19 protein-coding genes and 1 riboswitch are annotated in these 22,050 nt (G+C 33.2%); of the genes, 11 read left to right on the forward strand and 8 right to left on the reverse strand.

The window, feature by feature from the left end:
* Positions 1 to 23 precede the first annotated feature (23 nt).
* Positions 24 to 485 (forward strand): nucleoside deaminase, encoded by a 462-nt coding sequence (locus tag J5Y03_RS14240; protein ID WP_209406658.1) that lies wholly within the window; start codon positions 24 to 26, stop codon positions 483 to 485.
* A 226-nt stretch (positions 486 to 711) separates the two neighbouring features.
* Here the strand turns inward: J5Y03_RS14240 and pckA are convergent, their stop codons facing one another.
* Positions 712 to 2,298: a phosphoenolpyruvate carboxykinase (ATP) gene (gene pckA, locus J5Y03_RS14245; RefSeq protein WP_209406659.1), complete on the reverse strand. Its 1,587-nt coding sequence runs from the start codon at positions 2,296 to 2,298 to the stop codon at positions 712 to 714.
* Positions 2,299 to 2,523: 225 nt separating this feature from the next.
* Positions 2,524 to 2,634: riboswitch (SAM riboswitch) on the forward strand.
* A 212-nt stretch (positions 2,635 to 2,846) separates the two neighbouring features.
* Between pckA and metK the strand changes: the two genes are divergently transcribed.
* The 5 genes from metK to J5Y03_RS14270 all read left to right on the forward strand — a co-directional run bounded on the left by metK (position 2,847) and on the right by J5Y03_RS14270 (position 8,240).
* Positions 2,847 to 4,043, forward strand: coding sequence for a methionine adenosyltransferase (gene metK / locus J5Y03_RS14250; protein ID WP_209406660.1), 1,197 nt, complete (start codon positions 2,847 to 2,849; stop codon positions 4,041 to 4,043).
* A 274-nt stretch (positions 4,044 to 4,317) separates the two neighbouring features.
* Positions 4,318 to 4,737: a divergent PAP2 family protein gene (locus J5Y03_RS14255; RefSeq protein WP_280850287.1), complete on the forward strand. Its 420-nt coding sequence runs from the start codon at positions 4,318 to 4,320 to the stop codon at positions 4,735 to 4,737.
* Between the two features lie 100 nt (positions 4,738 to 4,837).
* Positions 4,838 to 4,993: an RAxF-45 family protein gene (locus tag J5Y03_RS14260; protein ID WP_209406661.1), complete on the forward strand. Its 156-nt coding sequence runs from the start codon at positions 4,838 to 4,840 to the stop codon at positions 4,991 to 4,993.
* 117 nt (positions 4,994 to 5,110) lie between these two features.
* The gene (abc-f, locus tag J5Y03_RS14265) at positions 5,111 to 6,979 is read left to right on the forward strand and encodes a ribosomal protection-like ABC-F family protein (protein WP_209406662.1); all 1,869 of its coding nucleotides are present in this window, start codon (positions 5,111 to 5,113) and stop codon (positions 6,977 to 6,979) included.
* A gap of 361 nt (positions 6,980 to 7,340) precedes the next feature.
* Positions 7,341 to 8,240 (forward strand): CPBP family intramembrane glutamic endopeptidase, encoded by a 900-nt coding sequence (locus tag J5Y03_RS14270; RefSeq protein ID WP_209406663.1) that lies wholly within the window; start codon positions 7,341 to 7,343, stop codon positions 8,238 to 8,240.
* Positions 8,241 to 8,377: 137 nt separating this feature from the next.
* Here the strand turns inward: J5Y03_RS14270 and J5Y03_RS14275 are convergent, their stop codons facing one another.
* Positions 8,378 to 8,995: a hypothetical protein gene (locus J5Y03_RS14275; RefSeq protein WP_209406664.1), complete on the reverse strand. Its 618-nt coding sequence runs from the start codon at positions 8,993 to 8,995 to the stop codon at positions 8,378 to 8,380.
* Positions 8,996 to 9,646: 651 nt separating this feature from the next.
* On the opposite strand from J5Y03_RS14275, the gene J5Y03_RS14280 reads away from it, so the two are divergent.
* The 4 genes from J5Y03_RS14280 to J5Y03_RS14295 all read left to right on the forward strand — a co-directional run bounded on the left by J5Y03_RS14280 (position 9,647) and on the right by J5Y03_RS14295 (position 12,304).
* Positions 9,647 to 10,630 (forward strand): ketoacyl-ACP synthase III, encoded by a 984-nt coding sequence (locus J5Y03_RS14280; RefSeq protein WP_209406665.1) that lies wholly within the window; start codon positions 9,647 to 9,649, stop codon positions 10,628 to 10,630.
* A 279-nt stretch (positions 10,631 to 10,909) separates the two neighbouring features.
* Positions 10,910 to 11,341, forward strand: a complete 432-nt coding sequence (locus tag J5Y03_RS14285; protein WP_209406666.1) for a hypothetical protein — start codon at positions 10,910 to 10,912, stop codon at positions 11,339 to 11,341.
* 8 nt (positions 11,342 to 11,349) lie between these two features.
* On the forward strand, positions 11,350 to 11,574 hold the full coding sequence (locus J5Y03_RS14290; RefSeq protein WP_209406667.1) for a helix-turn-helix transcriptional regulator: 225 nt from the start codon (positions 11,350 to 11,352) through the stop codon (positions 11,572 to 11,574).
* Positions 11,575 to 11,602: 28 nt separating this feature from the next.
* On the forward strand, positions 11,603 to 12,304 hold the full coding sequence (locus J5Y03_RS14295; RefSeq protein ID WP_209406668.1) for a DUF4386 domain-containing protein: 702 nt from the start codon (positions 11,603 to 11,605) through the stop codon (positions 12,302 to 12,304).
* A 157-nt stretch (positions 12,305 to 12,461) separates the two neighbouring features.
* Here J5Y03_RS14295 and J5Y03_RS14300 read toward each other — a convergent pair whose 3' ends face one another.
* From J5Y03_RS14300 to J5Y03_RS14310, 3 genes are all read right to left on the reverse strand, one after another.
* Positions 12,462 to 12,899 carry a Dps family protein gene (locus J5Y03_RS14300; RefSeq protein WP_209406669.1) on the reverse strand — a complete coding sequence of 146 codons (438 nt, stop codon included), beginning with the start codon at positions 12,897 to 12,899 and terminating at the stop codon, positions 12,462 to 12,464.
* Positions 12,900 to 13,013: 114 nt separating this feature from the next.
* On the reverse strand, positions 13,014 to 14,174 hold the full coding sequence (locus J5Y03_RS14305; RefSeq protein ID WP_209406670.1) for a glycosyltransferase family 4 protein: 1,161 nt from the start codon (positions 14,172 to 14,174) through the stop codon (positions 13,014 to 13,016).
* A 508-nt stretch (positions 14,175 to 14,682) separates the two neighbouring features.
* On the reverse strand, positions 14,683 to 15,213 hold the full coding sequence (locus tag J5Y03_RS14310; protein WP_209406671.1) for a gamma carbonic anhydrase: 531 nt from the start codon (positions 15,211 to 15,213) through the stop codon (positions 14,683 to 14,685).
* Between the two features lie 94 nt (positions 15,214 to 15,307).
* On the opposite strand from J5Y03_RS14310, the gene J5Y03_RS14315 reads away from it, so the two are divergent.
* Positions 15,308 to 16,372 carry a tetraprenyl-beta-curcumene synthase family protein gene (locus J5Y03_RS14315; protein ID WP_209406672.1) on the forward strand — a complete coding sequence of 355 codons (1,065 nt, stop codon included), beginning with the start codon at positions 15,308 to 15,310 and terminating at the stop codon, positions 16,370 to 16,372.
* A 47-nt stretch (positions 16,373 to 16,419) separates the two neighbouring features.
* Here J5Y03_RS14315 and J5Y03_RS14320 read toward each other — a convergent pair whose 3' ends face one another.
* The 3 genes from J5Y03_RS14320 to J5Y03_RS14330 all read right to left on the reverse strand — a co-directional run bounded on the left by J5Y03_RS14320 (position 16,420) and on the right by J5Y03_RS14330 (position 22,001).
* Positions 16,420 to 17,565: a cation:proton antiporter gene (locus J5Y03_RS14320; RefSeq protein WP_209406673.1), complete on the reverse strand. Its 1,146-nt coding sequence runs from the start codon at positions 17,563 to 17,565 to the stop codon at positions 16,420 to 16,422.
* 261 nt (positions 17,566 to 17,826) lie between these two features.
* Positions 17,827 to 20,934: an MMPL family transporter gene (locus tag J5Y03_RS14325; RefSeq protein ID WP_209406674.1), complete on the reverse strand. Its 3,108-nt coding sequence runs from the start codon at positions 20,932 to 20,934 to the stop codon at positions 17,827 to 17,829.
* Between the two features lie 458 nt (positions 20,935 to 21,392).
* A complete protein-coding gene (locus J5Y03_RS14330) occupies positions 21,393 to 22,001 on the reverse strand; it encodes a sterol desaturase family protein (protein ID WP_209406675.1) in 609 nt (202 codons plus the stop codon).
* Between the last annotated feature and the right edge of the window lie 49 nt (positions 22,002 to 22,050).

Here is a 22,050-nt window from a genome sequence, read left to right on the forward strand (position 1 = left end):
TTCTTTAGATGGAGGTCTTAAACATGTTAAAAAATGATGAGTATTTTATGAAAAAAGCAATTGAAATGGCTTTACAAGCTAGAAAAGAAGGTAATGAACCATTTGGAGCTATTTTAGTTAAAGATGAAGAAATTGTAATGATTGGTGAAAATAAAATAAATACTTTCTGTGATCCTACACATCATGCGGAAATAGGGCTTATAAGAAGATTCTGTTCTGAAAATAATGTTTTTGATTTGAGTGAATATACTTTATATACAAGTTGTGAACCTTGTGTAATGTGCTCCGGAGCTATGGTTTGGTCAACTCTAGGGAAAATGGTATATAGTGTATCCCACGATCAATTAGCAGAAATAGCCGGTAGTAACATTATGATAGCATGCAGAGAAGTATTTGAAAAAAGTCCTCATAAACCAAATGTGGTAGAAAAAATATTAAATGAGGAAGGTTTAAAAGTATTTGAGGGATATAAATTTCAGGAATAATGAAGCGATTCTGGATAGTTGTGTATAAATTTCACTTCATTTTGGACAAATTTCGAGGTGCTTTTTACCTAATGAAATACGATAAAAGAGGTGTTTTTAGTTTCGGACTGCCCTTAGTTGAATAAGAAAATCAACAATATACTTTAACAGAGCCATTAAATAAACAAAAAAGACATTGAATTTCAATGTCTTTTTGTTTATAAGTAGCCATAATGGCATTTTTAAATTATTTTAAAGGACCGCCTAAATTAGCTAAAGTAGAATCAAATCCCTCAAATTTTTTGAAATTTTGTTTGAAGCTCTCAACTAATTCAGATGCTTTTGCAGCATAATCTTCTTTACTTGCCCAAGTTGTTGATGGAATTAGAACTTCATCAGGAACTCCAGGAACATGTTGTGGAATTGATAAACCGAAGAACTCATCAGTCACAGTTTCAACATTGTTCAATTCTCCTTCTAAAGCAGCGTGAACCATTGCACGAGTGTGTGAAAGCTTCATACGTTTTCCAACTCCGTATTCTCCACCAGTCCATCCAGTGTTTACTAAGAATACATTTACGCCATGCTTTTCAATCTTTTCACCAAGCATTTTTGCGTAAGTAACAGCTGGTAAAGGTAAGAATGGTGATCCAAAACATGTTGAGAATGTTCTTTGTGGTGATGTAATTCCACGCTCTGTACCTGCTAATTTACTTGTAAATCCGCTTAAGAAGTGATACATTGCTTGTTCTTTCGTTAACTTACTGATTGGAGGTAAAACCCCAAAAGCATCAGCTGTTAAGAAAATAATTGTTTGTGGTTGTCCTGCGATACTTGGTTCCACAATGTTCTCAATTGCTTGAATTGGATAAGCTGCACGTGTGTTTTCTGTTAAAGAAGTATCATCATAATCCGGAGTACGATTTGCTGGATTAACAACAACATTTTCTAGAACAGTTCCAAATTTAATTGCTGAAAAAATTTGAGGTTCTTTTTCAGCTGAAAGGTTAACTGTTTTCGCATAGCAACCGCCTTCAATATTGAATACACCATAATCAGACCAACCGTGCTCGTCATCACCAATTAATTTGCGTTCAGGATCTGCAGATAATGTTGTTTTCCCAGTTCCAGATAAACCGAAGAATAATGCAACATCGCCCTCAGAGCCTACGTTAGCTGAACAGTGCATAGGCATAACATCTTTTTGAGGTAAAAGGAAATTCATAATAGAGAAGATTGATTTCTTCATTTCCCCTGCATATTCTGTTCCACCGATTAAGATAATACGTTTTTCAAATGAGACAATGATGAAAGCTTCAGAAGCAGTACCATCTACTGAAGGATCTGCCTTAAATGATGGAGCAGAAACAATTGTAAATTCTTCTTTATGTGTTTTTAACTCTTCAGCCGTCGGGCGAATGAATAGCTGATGAGCAAATAAATTATGCCATGCGAATTCATTGATTACTTGAATTGGTAAACGGTAATCTTGATCCGCACCAGCAAAACCTTTAAATACGAAAAGTTCTTCTTTTTCTTTTAAAAAGTTAATAACTTTTTGATATAATTTTTCAAAAACTTCTGCTGAAATTGGAATGTTTACATTACCCCAATCAATTAAGTCTTTTACAGAAGCTTCTTCAACAATAAATTTATCTTTAGGTGAACGTCCAGTATATTTTCCAGTTGATACACTGACTGCACCAGTTGATGTTAGTATTCCTTCATTACGTTTTAATACCTTTTCAACTAATTCAGGTACACTTAATTGAGTGTAAACTTTGTCAGTGTTCAGTAATTCGTTTAATTCAAAAAGTCCATCAACTGTCTTCATTCAATCATACCATCCTTTAATCCATAATATTTTATATCCTTTGTTATCACACCGATTAGTATAACACATTTATTTTAATAGTGTATACTAATCATGTCTATTTTGTGATAAATATTAATTGCAGAAAATTCGAATTTTTCAAGAAAAATGGACAATATTTTCCTTTTGTAGAAATTTGTTGACATTGATTTTAGATTTTAATAATATATCATTTATACGGATACTCTCTTATCCCGAGTAGGTGGAGGGATACAGGCCCTACGAAGCCCAGCAACCTCACAGTTTGTGAAAGGTGCTGAACCTGATGCAAGGTAATTTTTCCTTGGACGATAAGAGTGAAAGGCAATCAAACGTAACCTTTCCTCGCAATTTAGTGTAAGAGGAAGGCTTTTTTTTTGCCCAAAACTTAAATTTCAATGGTATTTTCGTAATACAATCTGAGTTTTCTTTATCTTAAATGGGAAACGTATGTATAGGAAGGTTCATTTTTTCCTTGCATATGTTGAGAAAAAAGAGATCCGTCATATTTCAATTTAGGAGGGGACTCAATGTCACAACGTCGTTTATTTACTTCAGAATCAGTTACAGAGGGACATCCAGATAAAATCTGTGACCAAATTTCAGATTCAATTTTAGATGCAATTTTAGAAAAAGATCCTAATGCTCGTGTAGCAGCGGAAACATCAGTTACAACAGGTCTTGTTTTAGTAGCTGGTGAAATTACAACTTCTACTTATGTAGATATTCCAAAAGTAGTTCGCGAAACAATCCGTGAAATCGGTTATGATCGTGCTAAATACGGATTTGATGCAGATACATGTGCAGTTTTAACTTCAATCGATGAGCAATCTGCTGACATCGCAATGGGTGTTGATAAAGCATTAGAAGCTCGTGAAGGAAGCATGTCTGAAGAAGAAATCGAAGCAATTGGTGCTGGTGACCAAGGTTTAATGTTTGGGTTTGCTGTAAATGAAACACCTGAATTAATGCCACTTCCAATTTCTTTATCTCATAAAATCGCTCGCCGTCTTACTGAAGTAAGAAAAAATGAAACAGTTTCTTACTTACGTCCAGATGGTAAAACTCAAGTAACAGTTGAGTATGATGAAAATAATAAACCAGTTCGTATTGATGCAATTGTTGTTTCTACTCAACATGGTCCAGAAGCAACTCAAGCTCAAATCGAAAATGATATTAAAGAACTTGTTATTAAACCAGTTGTTCCAGCTGAGTTAATTGACGAAAATACAAAATTCTTTATCAACCCAACAGGCCGTTTCGTAATCGGTGGACCTCAAGGGGATGCAGGTTTAACAGGTCGTAAAATCATCGTTGATACTTACGGTGGATATGCTCGCCACGGTGGCGGTGCATTCTCTGGTAAGGATGCAACTAAAGTTGACCGTTCAGCTGCATACGCTGCTCGCTACGTTGCTAAAAACGTTGTAGCTGCAGGCTTAGCTGATAAAGCAGAAGTTCAATTAGCATATGCAATTGGTGTTGCTAAACCAGTTTCAATCGCTATTGATACTTTTGGTACTGGAAAAGTATCAGAAGAAAAATTAGTAGAAATTATTCGCAACAACTTTGACTTACGCCCAGCAGGAATTATCAAAATGCTAGACCTACGTCGTCCAATTTACAAACAAACTGCAGCTTATGGTCACTTTGGCCGTACAGACGTTGATCTTCCTTGGGAGCGCACTGATAAAGCAGAAGCTCTTAAAGCAGAAGCAGGTCTATAAAAGTAATCATCAAGAGTCGTTTCGTACTAGTATACGAGACGGCTTTTTTAATCAGTTTTTCAGACCATCTCTTCGGCTGTCTCAATAGTTGTTTTAATGCTAAGTTATATTTTTATGAAAAGTACGTAAATATTAAGCTGAAAATTAAAGCATAATATAAAATAATTAAAAGCAAAAGGTAATTGAAAGATCTAAATAGAAGCTTGATTTATCTTAAGTTACTTTTCCTTTAATACATTAGGAAATTAGTATCTAATCAAGAGGAGGATTGGCGTTGGATATTTTTCAAAATGATCCACTCATGGCAGCATTTATCGCGTGGTTTATCGCTCAGTTTTCAAAAATCATCATTCATTTTATAAAAACTAAGCAGCTTGATCTCATGAAATTTTTTTCTTCTGGGGGAATGCCAAGTTCTCACTCGTCAACGGTTACTGCGTTGGCTTTGGCAGTAGGATTGAAAGATGGAATGGATAGTACAATTTTTGCGGTTGCAGTAATCATTGCCATTATTATCATGTATGATGCTTCAGGAGTAAGATTAGCGGTCAGTAAACATGCAAAATTTTTAAATGACTTTTTCCATGGGAAGGTAAAAGATTATAAATTTTTTAATGAATTAGTTGGGCATACTTCATTAGAGGTTGTCATGGGGGCAATTGTAGGTATTATTACGGCATTGCTTTATGTATAATATTAATTATTATTCAGACTTTTTTGTATTTAATGTAGCAATATTTTTTTAATTTTTATATAATAGTAAAAAAATGTTCGTTAAAGGAGGTGTTGAAGAGATGAAAGGTTTTGTAGCGGCTCGTAAAAATGTAGTGGAATATCTATCTTTTGTACGTGTCACGATGTTTGGTTTTGTTGCTAACGGGATACGTATGCCCTTTTTTAACAACTTAACTATGACTACAAAACAGTTTAAAATCTCTTCAAACACCTAGTAAATAGTTTGTAAATAAGGGAATTTGTCCCTTTTTATACTATTCAAAGTCCACGGAGAAGAACTGTATCCGTGGGCTTTTTCTATTTATTTTTCTTTAACGAAAGGATGAAATAAAATGACAATCGTCAGTTTAAATAAAGTGAGTAAAAATATTGGTGGTCAGTCCATCTTTGAAAATGTGAATTGCGAAGTTCAAGCGAATGAAAAAATTGGATTAGTGGGACGAAATGGAAGTGGTAAAACAACGTTGTTTAAATTGTTAACTGGACTCGAAAAGCCAGATAACGGTGAAATAAGCATTAAACGAGGTACGAATATTGGTTATTTAGAACAAGTGCCATCCTATTATAATGATGAGACTGTACTACAAGTTTTGGAAGGTGCTTTTAGTGAGGTTAAACGTATTGAAGATCAGCTAAAAGAGCTTGAAAACATTATGCAAAGCTCTATGAATGAGAGAGACATGCAGAAGTTATTGAATCAGTATGGTTCTCTTCAAGACGTTTTCACTCATTTAGGAGGATATGAAGTTGAGTCCAAAATAATGAGTGTCGCAAACGGTCTAAATATTACACCACTACTACAGAAAAAATACGTTGTGCTTAGTGGTGGTGAAAAAACAAAAGTGGGACTAGGGTTAATTTTATTACAAAATCCTGATTTATTGTTATTAGATGAACCAACTAACCATTTAGATTTAATGGCAGTAGAGTGGCTAGAAAAATATTTAAAAGAATACAGTGGTACAGTTATCGTTATTTCGCATGACCGGACTTTTTTAGATCAAGTTGTTACGAAAATTTTAGATATGGAGGATGGAGAATTAACGATCTATCATATGAATTACAGTGGATTCGTCAAAGAAAAACAAGAACGATTATTGTTAGAATTTAATAGCTATCAAGAACAGCAAAAGAAAATTAAGAAGATGAAGGAAGCAATAAAGAGGTTAAAAGAATGGGCAAATAGCTGCACTCCACCGAATGAGGGGTTACACCGTCGTGCTAGAAATATGGAGCGAGCATTAGAACGGATGGAAAAACTAAAAAGGCCACAAATTGATCGTAAAAAAGTTGAGTTACAGTTTAGTGGAAATGAACGAAGTGGGAAAGATGTTTTGCTGTTAAAGGGAATAACGAAACGATTTGATTCCAGAAATTTATTTGTTGAAGCAAATTTAAACGTCTATTATTTAAATCGCGTTTGCCTAATTGGTCAAAATGGAACTGGAAAATCTACCTTAATTAAAATAGCTCTTCAACAAGTGAATCCTGATGAAGGGGAAGTTTATGTAGGAAGTAATGTGAAAATTGGCTATTTGTCCCAAACCTTTTCATTTCCAAATCAAGATCAAACGCTATTAGATACATTTCGAGATGAAGTAAATGTAACCGAGGGTGATGCAAGGCACATACTTGCAAAATTTTTATTTTATGGTCCATCTGTTTTTAAAAAGGTAAAAAATTTAAGTGGTGGCGAGAAAATGAGACTAAGGTTAGCTCAACTTGTTCATCAAGATATAAACTTATTAATTTTAGATGAACCTACAAATCATTTAGATATTGAATCAAGAGAAGTGCTTGAAGATGCCATTGAACAGTTTAATGGAACAATTTTCGCAGTCTCCCATGATCGATACTTTTTAAATAAATTGTTTGATAAAACGTATTGGATTGAGCAAGAGAAGTTATATTTTTTTGAAGGAAATTATGAATGGGCTAGAGAGAAAATGGAAGATTTATTTTTGGTAAATCAAACTTCTACAAAAGATGATGAACAAAAAGAGAAAAAAGTGAAGAACGATAAAAAACAAAAGAGTGAAGAAGAAATAATTGAAGAAATGATTATGGAACTAGAAAAAGAGCTTTTTCAATATGAGCAACAGCTTTTGGCAGAAAGTGAACTTGATGTGCTACAAAAGTTACACAAAATTATTGAAGAGAAACAAAAAGAAAGAGAAAAATTGTATTTGAAGTTGAGCTAATTGATTTTAGATTTATCCCGCTATTCGCGGGCAGTAAGACCCCCACCTCAAGATTGGGAGAGATACGAAGAAGATAGGTGGGGGATGAATGCCCCCACTGATGGAAGTTTCACTTTATAAGATTAATGGCTAATGGTGATTTTCTTGTTCAATGAGTGAGTGTTGAACAAGAAAATCTTATGTTGAGAAATCTTCTATTTAAATATTGATTTTAGATGGTATATAAATGAGGGACTAAATAGAAAAAAGTAATGAAGTGGTCAATGTTTGTAAAAAATGAGTTTTTGTACACTGGAAGGACCGTCCAATATCCTTATAATGAACATGATACTATTACTCAAGATCATGAAGGGGATTACATATGACAATTGTTTTTAAAAATAAAGATGGACAAGTTCGAAGTTTTTGGAAAATAGGATTGGCTTTTATACTTATGTCAATGCTGTTAGGAGTATTTTTGTTTCCTTTATATGCTCAAATGGCTTTAAAAAATACTCCTATGGAAGAACTATTAAACAATCCACTTAATAATTTGTATGGGATGTTTGTACAATGCTTAAGCGTTGTTATAACAGTTTTAATTTGCTTGAAATTAGAAAAAAAATCATGGGAAAGTGTAGGGATTACACATATTAAATCTCAATGGAAAAATTTGTTAATGGGTCTTCTTTTAGGTGCAATTTCCATTCTATTTATTACATTGATTTTAGTGGTCACAAATCAAATCACTTTAACTTCTGTTAAAATAACTTCTAATTTACTGATAAATACAGGAATTTTTCTTTTAGGATTTATTTTTGTTGCAATTAATGAGGAATTATTCTTTCGAGGATATGTTGTCTCAACATTACTACAAACCCGTTCATTTCCTATCGCTTATATTGTATCAAGTATATTTTTTGGTTTAATGCACACTTCTAATCCGAATGTTCATATTTTAGGCATTATTAATGTCATGTTAATTGGATTTTTATTTGCCTATATGTTTATTCAAACGAAATCATTATGGATGTCTATGGGATATCATTTAACATGGAATTTCTTTCAAGGAAATATTATCGGGTATAATGTTAGCGGGACAACTGGAAGTGGATTCTTTCGTATTAAGTCAGAAGACAACTTCTGGACTGGAGGATCGTTTGGTGTTGAGGCTAGTGTATGGACAACAGTATTTATAATTGTTGGATTCATTGTTACGAAAGTTTATACTAATAGATCCTCTCAAGCTAAGGTACAGTTAAATCGTATTAATGAGCAGTAAGACTATACGTGAAGTTTAGATAAAAATGCCATCCTAATTATAAAAGTCAAAGTGTGAAAGTTGTAGGACGCTTTCAATTTATTGTGTATAAGCAAAAGAAAAGACAGCTTAGATCAGCTGTCTTTCTTAAATGCTTCTTATTGATTACTATTTAGTTGTTTCTGTAATTCTTGATTAGACTGTTGTAATTTTTGATCAAATTTTTCTAATGCAGTGTTAATAGCTGCTTGGTCTTTCTTTTGAACTGCAGATTTCAATTCTTTGAAAATACCACGTTCACCATTTTCTTTGCCTTTAAATTTATCTTTATCATTGTCATGGTTCTTACCTTCGTGGTTTCCAAATATCGCTTCAAATTTCTTATGTGCTTCTTGTTTTGTTATTTTTCCATCTTTTTCTTGTTGTTTAATCGACTGAATTTCTTGTTTATGAGCTTGGAAAAAAGCTTGTCGTTCAGATTTTTCTTGACCCTCTTGTTTTTTGAAGCCTGCTGTATTATGCAGTTTATTCTCTAAATTTTTATGTGTTGCTAAATCTTGTGTAAGTTTAGTTTTTAAATCAGAAGAAGCATATTTATTAATGATATTCATAAATTTCTTCTCTTGATTACCCTTATGATGATTTTCATACTTTGAGTATTCATGAGTAGCTGATGTGTTGTTTTGATTTGAATGATCCATTACTGCACTCCCAGCTGCAGGAGCTAATATTGATGCTGCTAAAACTGGCACAATTAAACTTGATCTGATTTTCATTTGGACTTCCTCCTAAAATGCTTTATGGTGTTACAGGTAGGATTATGTTCTAAGTTTCTTAACTTTTTCTTAACAAAAAAATGACTAGTTAAGTTTTATGAGAATGAATTTTATAAGATTAAAATTCATTAGAAAAAGATTTGAGGAGCGAATGCTGGAAACACAAGGAAGAAAGTTGGATTATCTACTAAATTTGGTAATTATCTAAATGTATTCTTTAATAGGCTACTTATTTAATTTTTATATTTTATAAGTTTTTCTCATTTGAAAAGATGTAATTAGTATAAGTATTTAAGGATTTGTAATATGTATTACCACTTTTAATTTATTTTTTAGCTGCTTTCGTATACATTGTTACTATTTTAGTATGTGTAATTTGATTGGAACGTAGGGATGCTCGCTTTCCTAGGGGCGTGAGCTGAGCCTCCTCGTCGCATACGCTCCTGTGGGGTCTCAGCCTTCCCGCATCTCCCACAGGAGCCTTGGCACCCTTCCGTTCCAATCAACTTCTGTCCTTTAATTTACAAAACCCAAAAACAACAATCTTTAAAAAAATACCCTGTTTTTTTGTTTATAAATTAGTACTAGGTCCTAAGATTAGGTGATATAATAATTAAAGAAACAAAAATTTAAAATAGAGGTGGATACTATATGTTTAAATCAAAAGCTCGTATTACTGCGATTGGTTCATATGTTCCAGAAAAGAAGTTAACGAATTATGATTTAGAAAAATTAGTTGAAACAAATGATGAATGGATTGTAAAACGTACAGGTATTAAAGAACGAAGAATAGCGAATGAAGATGAGTATACAAGTGATATCTGTTTTAAAGCCGTTCAAAATTTAATGGAGCGGTATGATAAGACGGTTGAAGATGTTGATATGATCATTGTGTGCACAGTAACACCTGATTTCAAAACTCCAAGTGTAGCTTCTCTACTTCAAGCAAAGCTTGGTATAAAGAATACTGGCGCAATTGATTTAAATGCTGCGTGTGCTGGATTTACCTATGGTTTGCATATGGCTAATGGTTTGATAACTTCTGGTTTACACAAGAAAATTTTAGTTTTGGGCGCAGAAACCTTATCTAAAATTACTGATTATGAAGATCGAACGACTTGCATTTTATTTGGAGATGGAGGAGGAGCGGTTCTTGTAGAATTTGATGAAGAACAACCAAGTTTTCTTTCTTCGTATATAGGTTCAGAAGGAGAAAAAGGAAAACACTTATATTGTACAAACTTATCAAATCGTATGTTTGAAGAGGATTTAATTGATAGTAATAAAATTGTTCAAAATGGTCGTGAGGTATACAAGTGGGCAGTTACTACTGTTCCGATTGGAATGAATAAAGTCCTTGAAAATGCATCCACTCAAATTAATGAAGTAGATTGGTTTGTTCCACATAGTGCAAATTTAAGAATGATTGAATCAATCTGTGAAAAAAGTGACTTTCCAATCGAACGAACATTTTATAGCTTAGTTGATTATGGAAATACGTCATCAGCAACAATTCCATTATCATTAGATAAAGGGGTTAGTGAAGGGAAACTCAAAAGAGGAGATAAAGTTTTATTATATGGATTCGGTGGTGGGCTAGCTCAGGCTGGATTATTGATTAATTGGACAATTTAAAAACAATACTTTCGTTTAATCAGCAGACCAAGACTGTATTCTTTCAGCCTTGGTCTGCTTTTTGATTATACTTTGCAGTTCAGAAAATCGATCATGCGGAAGTTCGTTTCATCATTTCCTGCTAACCAGTAGGGTCTCCAGATGGTTGGGGCACTGGCATATTTAGTGTTGTCCAGCCAAGGAAATGTAATCTGTATATGACATAATGTAAACTTTTTATGACATCATGCATATAATACTTTACCGGATGTAAAAGTGACCATACAGGAGGTGTAAAACATGACTTATCAGGAAAAGAAGAGCATCGGCGCCATCCTTATTTTCGGATCTTATTCCTTGTACATGTACACGAGGTTTCCCGGTGGGGGCCTGGAGTCGGAAACATTTCGATATTGGGGTTCCTTCGTTCTCATCTTGACTTTGATTTCAATAGTCGCACATATCATTATCAGCATTATTTTTAACATCTTCTTTAGAATTACGACCAGGGAAAAGGAACCAACTTTTGCTGATGAACTGGATAAGTTAATTGACTTGAAAGCAAATCGAAATTCTTTCTTTGTGTTTATTGTCGGCTTTCTTCTTGCAATGGGATCACTGGTCATCTATCAGCCGTCACAAGTAATGTTCATAATCCTAATCACTTCTGGATTCATTTCAGATGTGACCGGCTCCATTACAAAACTGTATCACTATCGGAGAGGAGTGTAAGGTGTACGATGGGCAAAAATCTTGTCGGCAATCATATACGTAAATTACGATTCAATCATGATGAAATGACTCAGCAGCAATTGGCTGACAAGGTGGGCGTAACGAGACAAACAATATTGGCACTCGAAAAGGGAAACTACTCTCCATCCTTAGAACTGGCTTTTCGTATTGCTCTCGCCTTTAACTTACCATTGGAAGAGGTTTTCTTTTATGGTAACAGCATAAAGAAGTAAGAACTATGATTAAGAAAGGGGATAAAAAATGATTTCAAACAAGAAAGCGGCACAAATTGTGGGAGTACTGTTTATACTTGCATCCGTTACGGCAATAATAGGTCTTAATTTATACAATCCTATCCTAAAAAATCCCGACTATCTGATTCAAGGTTCCGAACACGCCAATCAGGTGATATTAGGAGCACTTATGGAGTTAATTCTTGTGGTATCGGTGATTGGTACTGCAACTACAATGTTTCCATTTTTAAGAAAGTATAATGAAACGATAGCACTTTGGCATGTTTGCTTTAGATTTCTTGAAGGCATTATCATTACTGTTGGTGTAATTAGTGTACTGTCGCTATTGACATTAAGCCGTGAATTTGTAGAAACAGGAGCTCAGGATATCTCCTCTTTTCAAGCTTCAGGTATTTTATTAAAAGCAATACATGACTGGACATTTATGCTTGGTCCTCTTTTCATGCTAGGAATTAATACGATGATGTATAGTTATATATTTTATAAATCCAAATTAATACCTAGATTTATATCCATCTTGGGGATGACAGGCGCAACAATGGTTTTTATTTGTGCCTTGTTAGTAATGTTCGGTGTAATTCAACAAATTTCTGTTATAGGTGGTATTTTAGCCTTACCAGTAGCAGCTAATGAAATGATTTTAGCAGTATGGCTTATCATTAAAGGATTCGATGAATCTGCACTAGCTTCCATATCTACAAAAAAGTAAAATAAGCGGTAAAATTTTTGTTCAACTAACGCATGCATAAGTTCAATAAAAAAAGGATCTTTTTTGGAAGATCCTTTTTTTGCTGTTCGTCCGCGGAAAGGAAGCGGATTCTTGAGAATATCATCAATGTTGTTTAACAGAGATTTAAAATTAAAGATTATCCTAAAAATGCTTTTAACATCCAAATGTGTTTTGTTAGTTCGCTACTAATCGCAAGAAGTTTGTCACTAATTATTTCTTCTGCAATTTCCATACCGTTTTGAAGTTCTATATTCATACTTGTGAAATCATTAATAATATCTTGTACCATTTCTTCAGCAGTGCTATTTCCAGTTGCTTCTGTAATACTAGAAATCTCTAAGTACTCTTTCATTGTTGCAGAAGGACGAAATCCTTGCATTAAGGCAAGTTCAGCTAGTTCATCAATATGGGTACTTGCCTCATTATAAAGTTCTTCAAATTTTTCATGAAGGGTAAAGAAGTGAGGTCCTTTTACAAACCAGTGATAGTTGTGTAATTTAACGTATAATACATTCCAGTCAGCAATTTGTTTGTTTAATACATCTTGAATATTTTTTGTAGTAGTTGTTGTCATTTTAATTTCCTCCTAAATAACTTATTTATATTAATTATAATATAAGAATCATTATAATTAAGTAAGGTTTTTAATTTAAATTATTTAAATCAGGAAAAAATGCCCGATTTAAAATTAATTTGAAATAGGCGTCAGATGTACAGTTTCTATATTTTGATCAACTACTTCTAGGTATTCCGAAATTAGCTGGTGGAAAATTGTATCCCAATTTTGAGTAGTTGCGTAGGCCCTTGCTTTTTTTGACATTGCTTCTAAAAATATTGGTTTAGTAAGGCAATCATCAATCGCCTGGCAAAATGAAGAAACATTTTTTGGTTCGCACAGAATGCCAGTTGAATAATCTCTAACGATTGTACGAACTCCACCAGAATTTGCACAAATAACTGGTGTACCACACGCCATTGATTCAAGGACAACATTTCCAAATGTTTCTGTAGAAGAGGGGAAAATCATTAAATTACTAATACTATAGATTTCCGTTAAAGCTTCTTTCTCAAGAAAACCAGTATAAATAATATTTGATTCACCTGTTTTTTTCATCAATTCATTTTTCTTTGGGCCATCGCCTGCTAGTATCCAAGTTACATCGTCCCCATAACGTAGTTTTGTATTTTGTATAATTAAAGCAAGTGTTTCTAAATCTTTTTCAGGTGCCATTCTACTAACAAATGAAAGAATATATTTAGAGGTAATCTTATATTTTGAACGAATCGATGAAACATCTTCAATAGGATGAAAAAGGTCACAATCTACACCGTGCGTCCATATTGATAGATGCCGAAAGTTTTTTTCTTTTAATTCTTCTAAGGTGTCTTTTGATGGAACAAAAGTTTTTTGAAAGGACTGGTGAAACCATTTCAAATAGCGCCATATGATATCTCTAAGAAATTCAAGTTTGTAATATTGTAAATAAGAATGAAAGTTTGTGTGAAAGGATCCTACTATAGGAATTCCTAGCTTTTTTGAAAGTGAAAGTCCACATAATCCAATCGAAAACGGAGTTGCAATATGAACTAGATCGGGATTAAATTCAATTAATCTCTTTTTCAATCTCTTTAGATTCGGTAAAGCGATTTTACAGTCAGGATATAACTTAAATGGAATACTTTTTATTGGAAATATATTTGGTGAATTCATGGAAAGCTTATCATCATGCGGAACCACAATCAGATAGTCTATTCCGGACTTTTCTAAATAATTCGTTAAGAGATTCAATGTTTTTGAGACACCATTAATTTGAGGTAAGTACGTATCGGTAAATATAACAATCTTCATGAGTTCACCCCTATTAGAATAAAATTGAAAAGAGTAGAGTTTTTAAATTAGCTTTTTTCAAAAAAGATAGTTGCTTTTAGGTTTTGTAATTTAAAAGGCAGAAGTTGATTGGAACGGAAGAGTGCCCAGGCTTCTGTGGGAGATGCGGGAAGGCTGAGACCCCACAGGAGCGTATGCGACGAGGAGGCTCAGCTCACGCCCCAAGGAAAGCGAGCACCCTGGAGTGGAAATCAACTTACACATACTGAAATAGCAACAATGTATACGAAAACAGCAAAATTTTATCATTTGAATAATAATGTAAGGTATTAGTATTTATTTGAATAATTCAAAGGAACCTGTTTCACTTTATCAAAAATAAATAAATTAATATTTCTTAATTTTCAGTATAAATAAGAAATGTGGATAGAATACGAAGAAAGTGTAAAAGAAGTGTAATGATTATTAAATTAAATGAAAAGGCTACCATTATTAAGTAATATACACTTAATAACAGTAGCCTTTAAAACTATTTATTGTTATGTAATTCCATTTCAACTTCTTTATAATATTGTCCTTTTTCAACATATTCTCTTCGAATACGATTCATGTCTTCAATATCTTCCTTCGTTAATTCACGAATTACTTTTGCAGGTCTTCCGAATGCTAAAGTATTCGGTGGAATTACTTTTCCTTGAGGAATAAGACTTCCAGCACCAATCATTGCACCTTCACCAATTTCAGCACGATCTAATACGATCGTTCCCATCCCCACTAAAGCGTTTTTTCGAATAATCGAACTGTGAAGAATAACACTATGTCCGATTGTTACACCATCTTCAATAATTAATGGATTGTTAGGACTTTGATGAAGAACGCTTAAATCTTGAATGTTTACATCATTTCCGATAATTGTATTACTTACATCCCCTCGAATGACAGCACCGAAAAAAACACTACTACGTTCACCAATTGTAACGTCTCCAGTAACAGTTGCGCTAGAAGCAATAAATGCACTAGAGGAAATTTTTGGTTGTACCCCTTTATATGGTAAAATCATATTATACCTCCATGAAAAATTTCTTTACCTAATTAAAGTATAACATGAGAGAAGTTTCTTATTTACAAAAACTAGAGGGGAGTGGTCAGTTGAGATGTCATTGCCTACAAATTCAATACAACTAATGCCGAAAGTATATAAGAAGGTATTTCCTACAGTACATAAAGAACTTAATTTTTGGAAGAACGAAGCAAATACTATCCCAGATCCTGAATTAAAAAAACAAGCACTAATGAGCATTCAACATAAAACATTCCACTGTGAGGGAGGAAGCATCTTATCTCTCGTCTCTGAAGAGAAAATGGATCTGATTATTCAGTTCATTGTTGCGTACCAAACGATTAGTGACTATCTAGATAATCTATGTGACAGAAGTACTTCACTTGACCCAGCCGATTTTAAAGCGTTACATGAATCAATGATGGATGCAGTTGGATTAACAAATTCAACTCAAAATTATTATCGTTTTCGTGAGGAACAGGATGATAATGAGTATTTAAAAAAACTTGTGAAAACGTGTCAAGATGTTTTGAAACAAGCTCCTCACTATGAAATCATCAGGCCATATTTACTTGAACTAGCAGATTATTATTGCAAGCTACAAATACATAAGCATGTACAAAAAAGTGAAAGAGAACAGAGACTAATAGATTGGTTTGAACCATATAAAAATAAATTTTCTGATTTGACATGGTATGAATTTTCAGCATGTGCTGGTTCCACTTTAGGGATCTTCTGCCTTGTCTCTTATGCTTTTAATGAAGAGTTAAGTTCTGAATTTTTTCACGAAATATATAAAAGCTACTTTCCATATGTTCAAGGTCTACATATTTTACTTGATTACGTTATTGATCAAAATGAAGATATTGAAGGTGGAGATTTAAACTTTTGTAGTTACTACGAATCGAAGGAATTAATGATTGAACGAGTAAAGTATTTTGCAGAGCAAAGTGACAAATCTTTAAAAATACTGCAAGACTATCGTTTCCATCGTTTAATTATTCGAGGATTACTTGGAATTTATTTAGCAGATGAAAAAATGTCGGGTACAAAAGAAGATAGGAAAATAAGAAATCAAATTGTAAAATGCGGTGGGTTAACATCATACTTTTTTTATCGAAATGCTAGAATCTATTTTAAAATTAAAAAACGTGCATAAAAAGAAGGGAGCTGTCTTGGTTAGGACAGCTCCATTTCTTTAGTAAACTAGCTCGCTAGTTCATTTTTTGACTGGCTAAAAAATTTTTTCATTAAAGGCGGAGTTGCAATAGTTGTAATTAATACGACAATGACCATGACTGTAAATAACTCTTCACTTAATAAATGATTTTGGATACCTGATGAAGCAATAATTAATGCGACCTCACCACGTGATACCATTGCAGAACCAATTCCTAAAGAACTCTTAGTATTGAAACCCGCTAATTTTGCTCCTAGTGCGCCTCCTACTAATTTTGACAAAATCGCAATGATGCTTAGAATAACGATCGTCCAAATTTTATCAGTTATTCCTGTGAAATTAACTGAAACGCCAATAAGTGTAAAGAATACAGGGACAAAAATTGAATAGGCAATTGTTTCTACTTTTTCAGTCACTTCTTGCTGATATTTTGTTACGGAAACGGACACCCCTGCAATATAAGCACCGATAATTGGTGCAATTCCTGCTTTGTCAGCAAAAGTAGCGAATAAAAAACAAATGATTAATGCAGCTGAAATAACGGTTTCTGAAACCTGAAGTTTGACAAATCGATTAAGAACCCAAGGGACAACCTTCCATCCAAGAGCAATTGCAATCGCAAAGAAAGCGAATTTTTTTAAGATAACTGTTGTTAAATTAACATCTCCACCAGAGAGGCTCATAACAAAAGCAAGTGCGATAATGACTAACACATCATCTATCACTGCTGCACCAAGAATAGTTGCACCTTCCTTAGTTTTTAATTGACCCATCTCCTTCAGTGCTGCAACTGAAATACTTACACTTGTAGCGGAAAGTAATAATCCTAAGAAGATTGACTCGAATGTAGATAAGCTCATTGTAATTCCAGCTAAATAACCTAAAAACATTGGAAGAATAATACCTAACACACCTACATAAGAAGACGCTTTTCCAGTTCGCTTGAATTCTTTAACATCTGTTTCAAGTCCAGCAAGAAACATTAATAAAATGACACCAATTTCACTAATTTCGTTTAAAACTTCAGTATTTGTAATCAGTCCTAGAACAGCAGGGCCAAGAATAATTCCAATTAATAATTTCCCTAAAACTGACGGCTGACCAAGCTTAACACTAAGGTCACCTGCAATTTTAGATGCTAGTAAAATAATTGCTAATTTGAAGATAAGCATAGGGGTAAAACCACCTTTCATTTCTATTATTTGCACAAAAAGAGCCTGTTACTACGAGTAAATTACAAAAAGACATAATTTACCCGTAGTGACAGGCTCCTCCAGTTAAAGCATTCAGTTATATATAGTTTATTATAGATTAATTTTTTCATAATCACAAGATATGGTGATTCCTATTTTACGATCTTAAGAGTACCAATTAATGGGATAAAGAATGAAAAAAGAAGTTCGAATATAGTTATTCAATCTTCTTCTACTACATTAATCTGTTACTGTAACTCCCGTATTTGAATGAACTGTTTCTTCTACAGAATCATTGATTAATTTTTTTGCAAAAATAGGGTATAAAATTGGTACAATACAAAGACCTAGAGCGACCAATCCAACTGTAGAAGCCAATGCAACTTGAACAAATAAATAGCTTTCACTAAATAATAAGCCTACAAATGTTGCGAGTATAGTCATACATACTGCAAACATACTTGAGGTATTACTAGCAAAAAATTGAGCATGTTCCTTAGTATTCGTTTTATAAAGTTGTGCCAACACAGAGCAAGATAGTGTAAACACTAAAGGTAAAACGATCACTGGAACTAAGAATTTTAAGCCTATTTGACCGTAATGGTTCATAAAGTATTCTTCTGAAGCAGCAAGACCTACTACATATGATAAGCCAGCCCCAGCAACAGCAAGGATTGCAAAATAAACATTTCGATATGCTAGAGCTAATAGTAAGAAAGCGACGATGAATGAGTATCCAAGCAACCATTTTATATCTTTACTTACAATTGGTTTTAGACTGTAAACAGTAGCTGGATCATCTGAAACAGCTGTTTTAGCATTAGTAATTCTTTGATCTTTCAGTGATTTATTAGTTGTATTGTAAACTTGATCAACTAAATTAGCTCCTTTATTTGAAAGAGGTGACTTATCAAAAGTTACATAAACAAACGTTACATTACGATCTTCTGACATGTAGTTATCATAAATCTTATTAAACTCTGGTTTTGATAAAGCTTCTTCTGGTAAATACCATCCAGCAAGAGAAGGGTTAACACTATTTGATAGATTTGTTAAATAGCCTTGAGCTGTATTTAAACCGTCATGAATTTGATTTAAACCTCCAACAGCTTTACCTAATCCATCTGTTAATTCGCCAACTTTATTAACAAATAATCCAATCCCATCACCTAACTGAGTTTGGCCACCTTTTAATTGTCCTAATCCATCTGTTACTTTAGGGATATTTGAAAGAACTAGTGATTGCCCATCAGCTGCCCTAGTAATTCCATTTTGTAATTGTCCCATTCCATCGTATAGTTTTGTTAAGCCAGCAATTAATGCTGTTTGACCATCAACTACTTGCTTCATGCCTCCGTTAGCTTTCTTTAATCCTGCACTTAAAAGACCTGCACCTTTTTCTGCTTCGCCAACTTTTGATATAAAAGCGGTTAAGCTTGTGTTTAGTAAAGTTAATGTACCTTGAAGTTGCAAATAAAGTTGATCTGAAGCAACTGTTGGGTATTTTTGTCCCAATTCAGTTGCAATACCTTGAGATCCTCGTACAATACTTTGAATTTTTGCGAGATTTAATTTAATATCACCGACACCAGATGCGAGTAAATTAAAGTTCGTTTCAATTGTTTGATAACCGGCTAACAACTGTTTACTTCCGTCTAACAGCTTTTTTGTACTATCTTTTGCAATTCCTAATCCATCATGCAATTGCTTAGCTCCAACAGATCCTTTTCTAAGGCCTGCTTCAATTTGAGATAATCCACCTTGAAGTTTCCCCATGCCTGTTTGAAGTTTTGTTGTACCATTTATTAATTTGTCTATCCCATCCGTAGCTTCTTTTAATTTAGGAGCATTGCTTTCTAATTGATCCTTAGCTCCTTGAAGACCTTCACGGATTTGATTAACTCCGTCGTTTCCTTTTCCTAGACCGTCTTTTAATGTTGTTGCTTGACTCACTAACATTAATGGATCTAATTCACTACTAAATGGTCTAGTTGCACTTCGAATTGATTTTACTCCATCAATGTGAGACAAGCTGCGGGATAGAGCCTCAATCGAAGTCATACCAGCAACATTGTTCCATCCGTTTGGATTATCTAACACGATTTTTAGTGGAGTAGTTGTACCTTCGCCAAATTCATTTGCAATCACTCGAGATCCTTTTGCAGCATCAGTGTTTGGAAGCCCGTCAGCAGTGCTATATGCAACTGCTTGCTTATAAAATCCAACAATTGGTGCAGCAATAACGAAAGCGATTAAGACAAAAATACTACCACGTTTTGTAATAGCTGAATTCCATTTTTGCCATCTAGCATAAGTAGAGCTCTTAGCACCTGGGAATGATAAAAGCTTCCCGAAAATAGCAAATAGTGCCGGTAAAAATGTTACCGAAACTAAGTAAGATACAACCCCAAGGATAGCAAGAATACTTAGTGATTTCGTGATTTGAAAAGTTGTATAAGTTAGTCCGAAAGAAAGAGATGCAAATACTAGGTGTGAAACAAATAATGAATAGTGTTTTTCTTGTAATGCTAAAATGAATGATTCCTCATTCGATTTATTGGTACTAAAAATTGAGACTACTCGATAATAAAGTCCGAACACTGATATAACGGATAATAAGAAAGAACCAATTCCTAAAGCTAGTGGTGTAACGTTCGTAATTGGCAACGTGCCGTTATCAACTAGTACATTATAGATCGAAGCGCTTACAAGGAAATTTAAAATTGTCATAATATAAACTGATATAATAACAAATACTTTTCGCGTTATTAATAGAGCAATAATAGTAGTTGCTATTACACTAATGATAAGCCCTTTTTTTAATCCTTCTTCATTCTGTTTATTAGCTTGATCGTCAACAAAAATTGTACCAGATACATATCTTTCCATACCTTTAACAGAGGAAATTGATTTTAATTCGTTATAAAGCTTGGATATATTTTTATTCTTAACATTTAAAAAACCTGTGAGAAAGAGTGTTTTACCATCATTCGTTTCAAGTGTACTTTTTAATCCTAGTTCATCAATTGAATTAGCAATTGATTGTAATCCAATGGATTCCATCTTTTCATTTAATTTGTCTATAACTCCTTTAATCGTATCTTTGTCTGCCTTAGTAAGCTCGCTGTTTTTATGAAATACAATCACAAACTGTTTAGTGTTTTTTGGATCCATTCCATGTGCTTCTTGAATCTTTTGTGCTTTCATAACTTGAGAGCTTGCTGGTAGTGTGAGGGTACCTTTTTCTTTTATGAGCGAAGAAAGAGAGGGTGCTATAAAAGCAAGTGCGGCAGCCAGTATAATCCAAATGGTTGCTATCAAGTATTTCGATTTAACGAAAAATGACATTCAAACACCTCCGTGAGTTTTTAGTAAACAATCGTTCGTACAAGAAAGTGAAAAAATAGGAAAAAAGGACGGAATCACTTGTACAAATTTAATGTTATTTATATCATTTTAATTCAGAATTATCTAAAAATTTAAGTCAAACTTTTAGACAAAATTTGTAACAATCATTGATATTAAGCGAGAAAAGTATAAGAATATTGAGTAGTTTGATATTTTAAAAGAATATTGAACGTTATCTTTTTTTGATCCTTTTTTACTAAAATCCTTATATTTATTTCTATAAATAACAAAACATAGGAAAAAATATAATAGAAGAATAAATTAAATGTGGAAGCATGATATTTTGATGTAATAAACACATATATGATAGAGAGGTCGAAAAAAGTCAAAAAAAATAACCTTGTTCGTAGAAAAAAGTCGAATGAAACGACTTTTTCCATACTTACTAAGGAAATCTCTTATCTGTTTTCTAAATATTTAGCTGTAGCACTTGTTTCGATTTGTTTTTCATCTTTAATTGTTCCAAATACATAATCAAATAATGGATTAGAAACACCGAACCAATAGTTTTCATTTTTAAAATGATGTAATATATGAGTCTTTTTTAACCATCTTCCAAATTTTGATTTAGGTTTAATTGGTTTATGAGCTATATAATGTTTCCATTCATAAGCTAATAACATAACTATTGTTCCAATCGAAAATGCAACCATCGCCAGTAAATTTGAATAGATTAAATAAAAAATACCACATAATATTAATAGATTTGGAAAACTATACCATAAAGGTAAAAAAAGCAATTTTAAATCGTCTGGTTCAAGGTGATGATCATAGTGTAGCCTTTTTATTGCTTTTAATAAGAACTTGTTTTTAGGTGGCTTCATATGGAATACAAATCGATGTGTCATATATTCAAAAAAAGCAAATGTTAATAGACCAATTCCAAAAAATAAGAAATGAATCCATTGTCCCCCAAAAAGAAACATTGAACTTGTTAAAGCGACTGCCAAAATAATCATGAATGCAATATCAAAATGAAGAAAAAAATCACGATAGAGCTTACTCATTAATAATCCTCCTTATTTAACTTTAACTAATACTATTCTAGAAATGAAA

Origin of the sequence: Gottfriedia endophytica, from assembly GCF_017814275.1 — a bacterium.
In the GTDB taxonomy this organism is placed as follows: Bacteria; Bacillota; Bacilli; order Bacillales; family Bacillaceae_G; genus Gottfriedia; species Gottfriedia endophytica.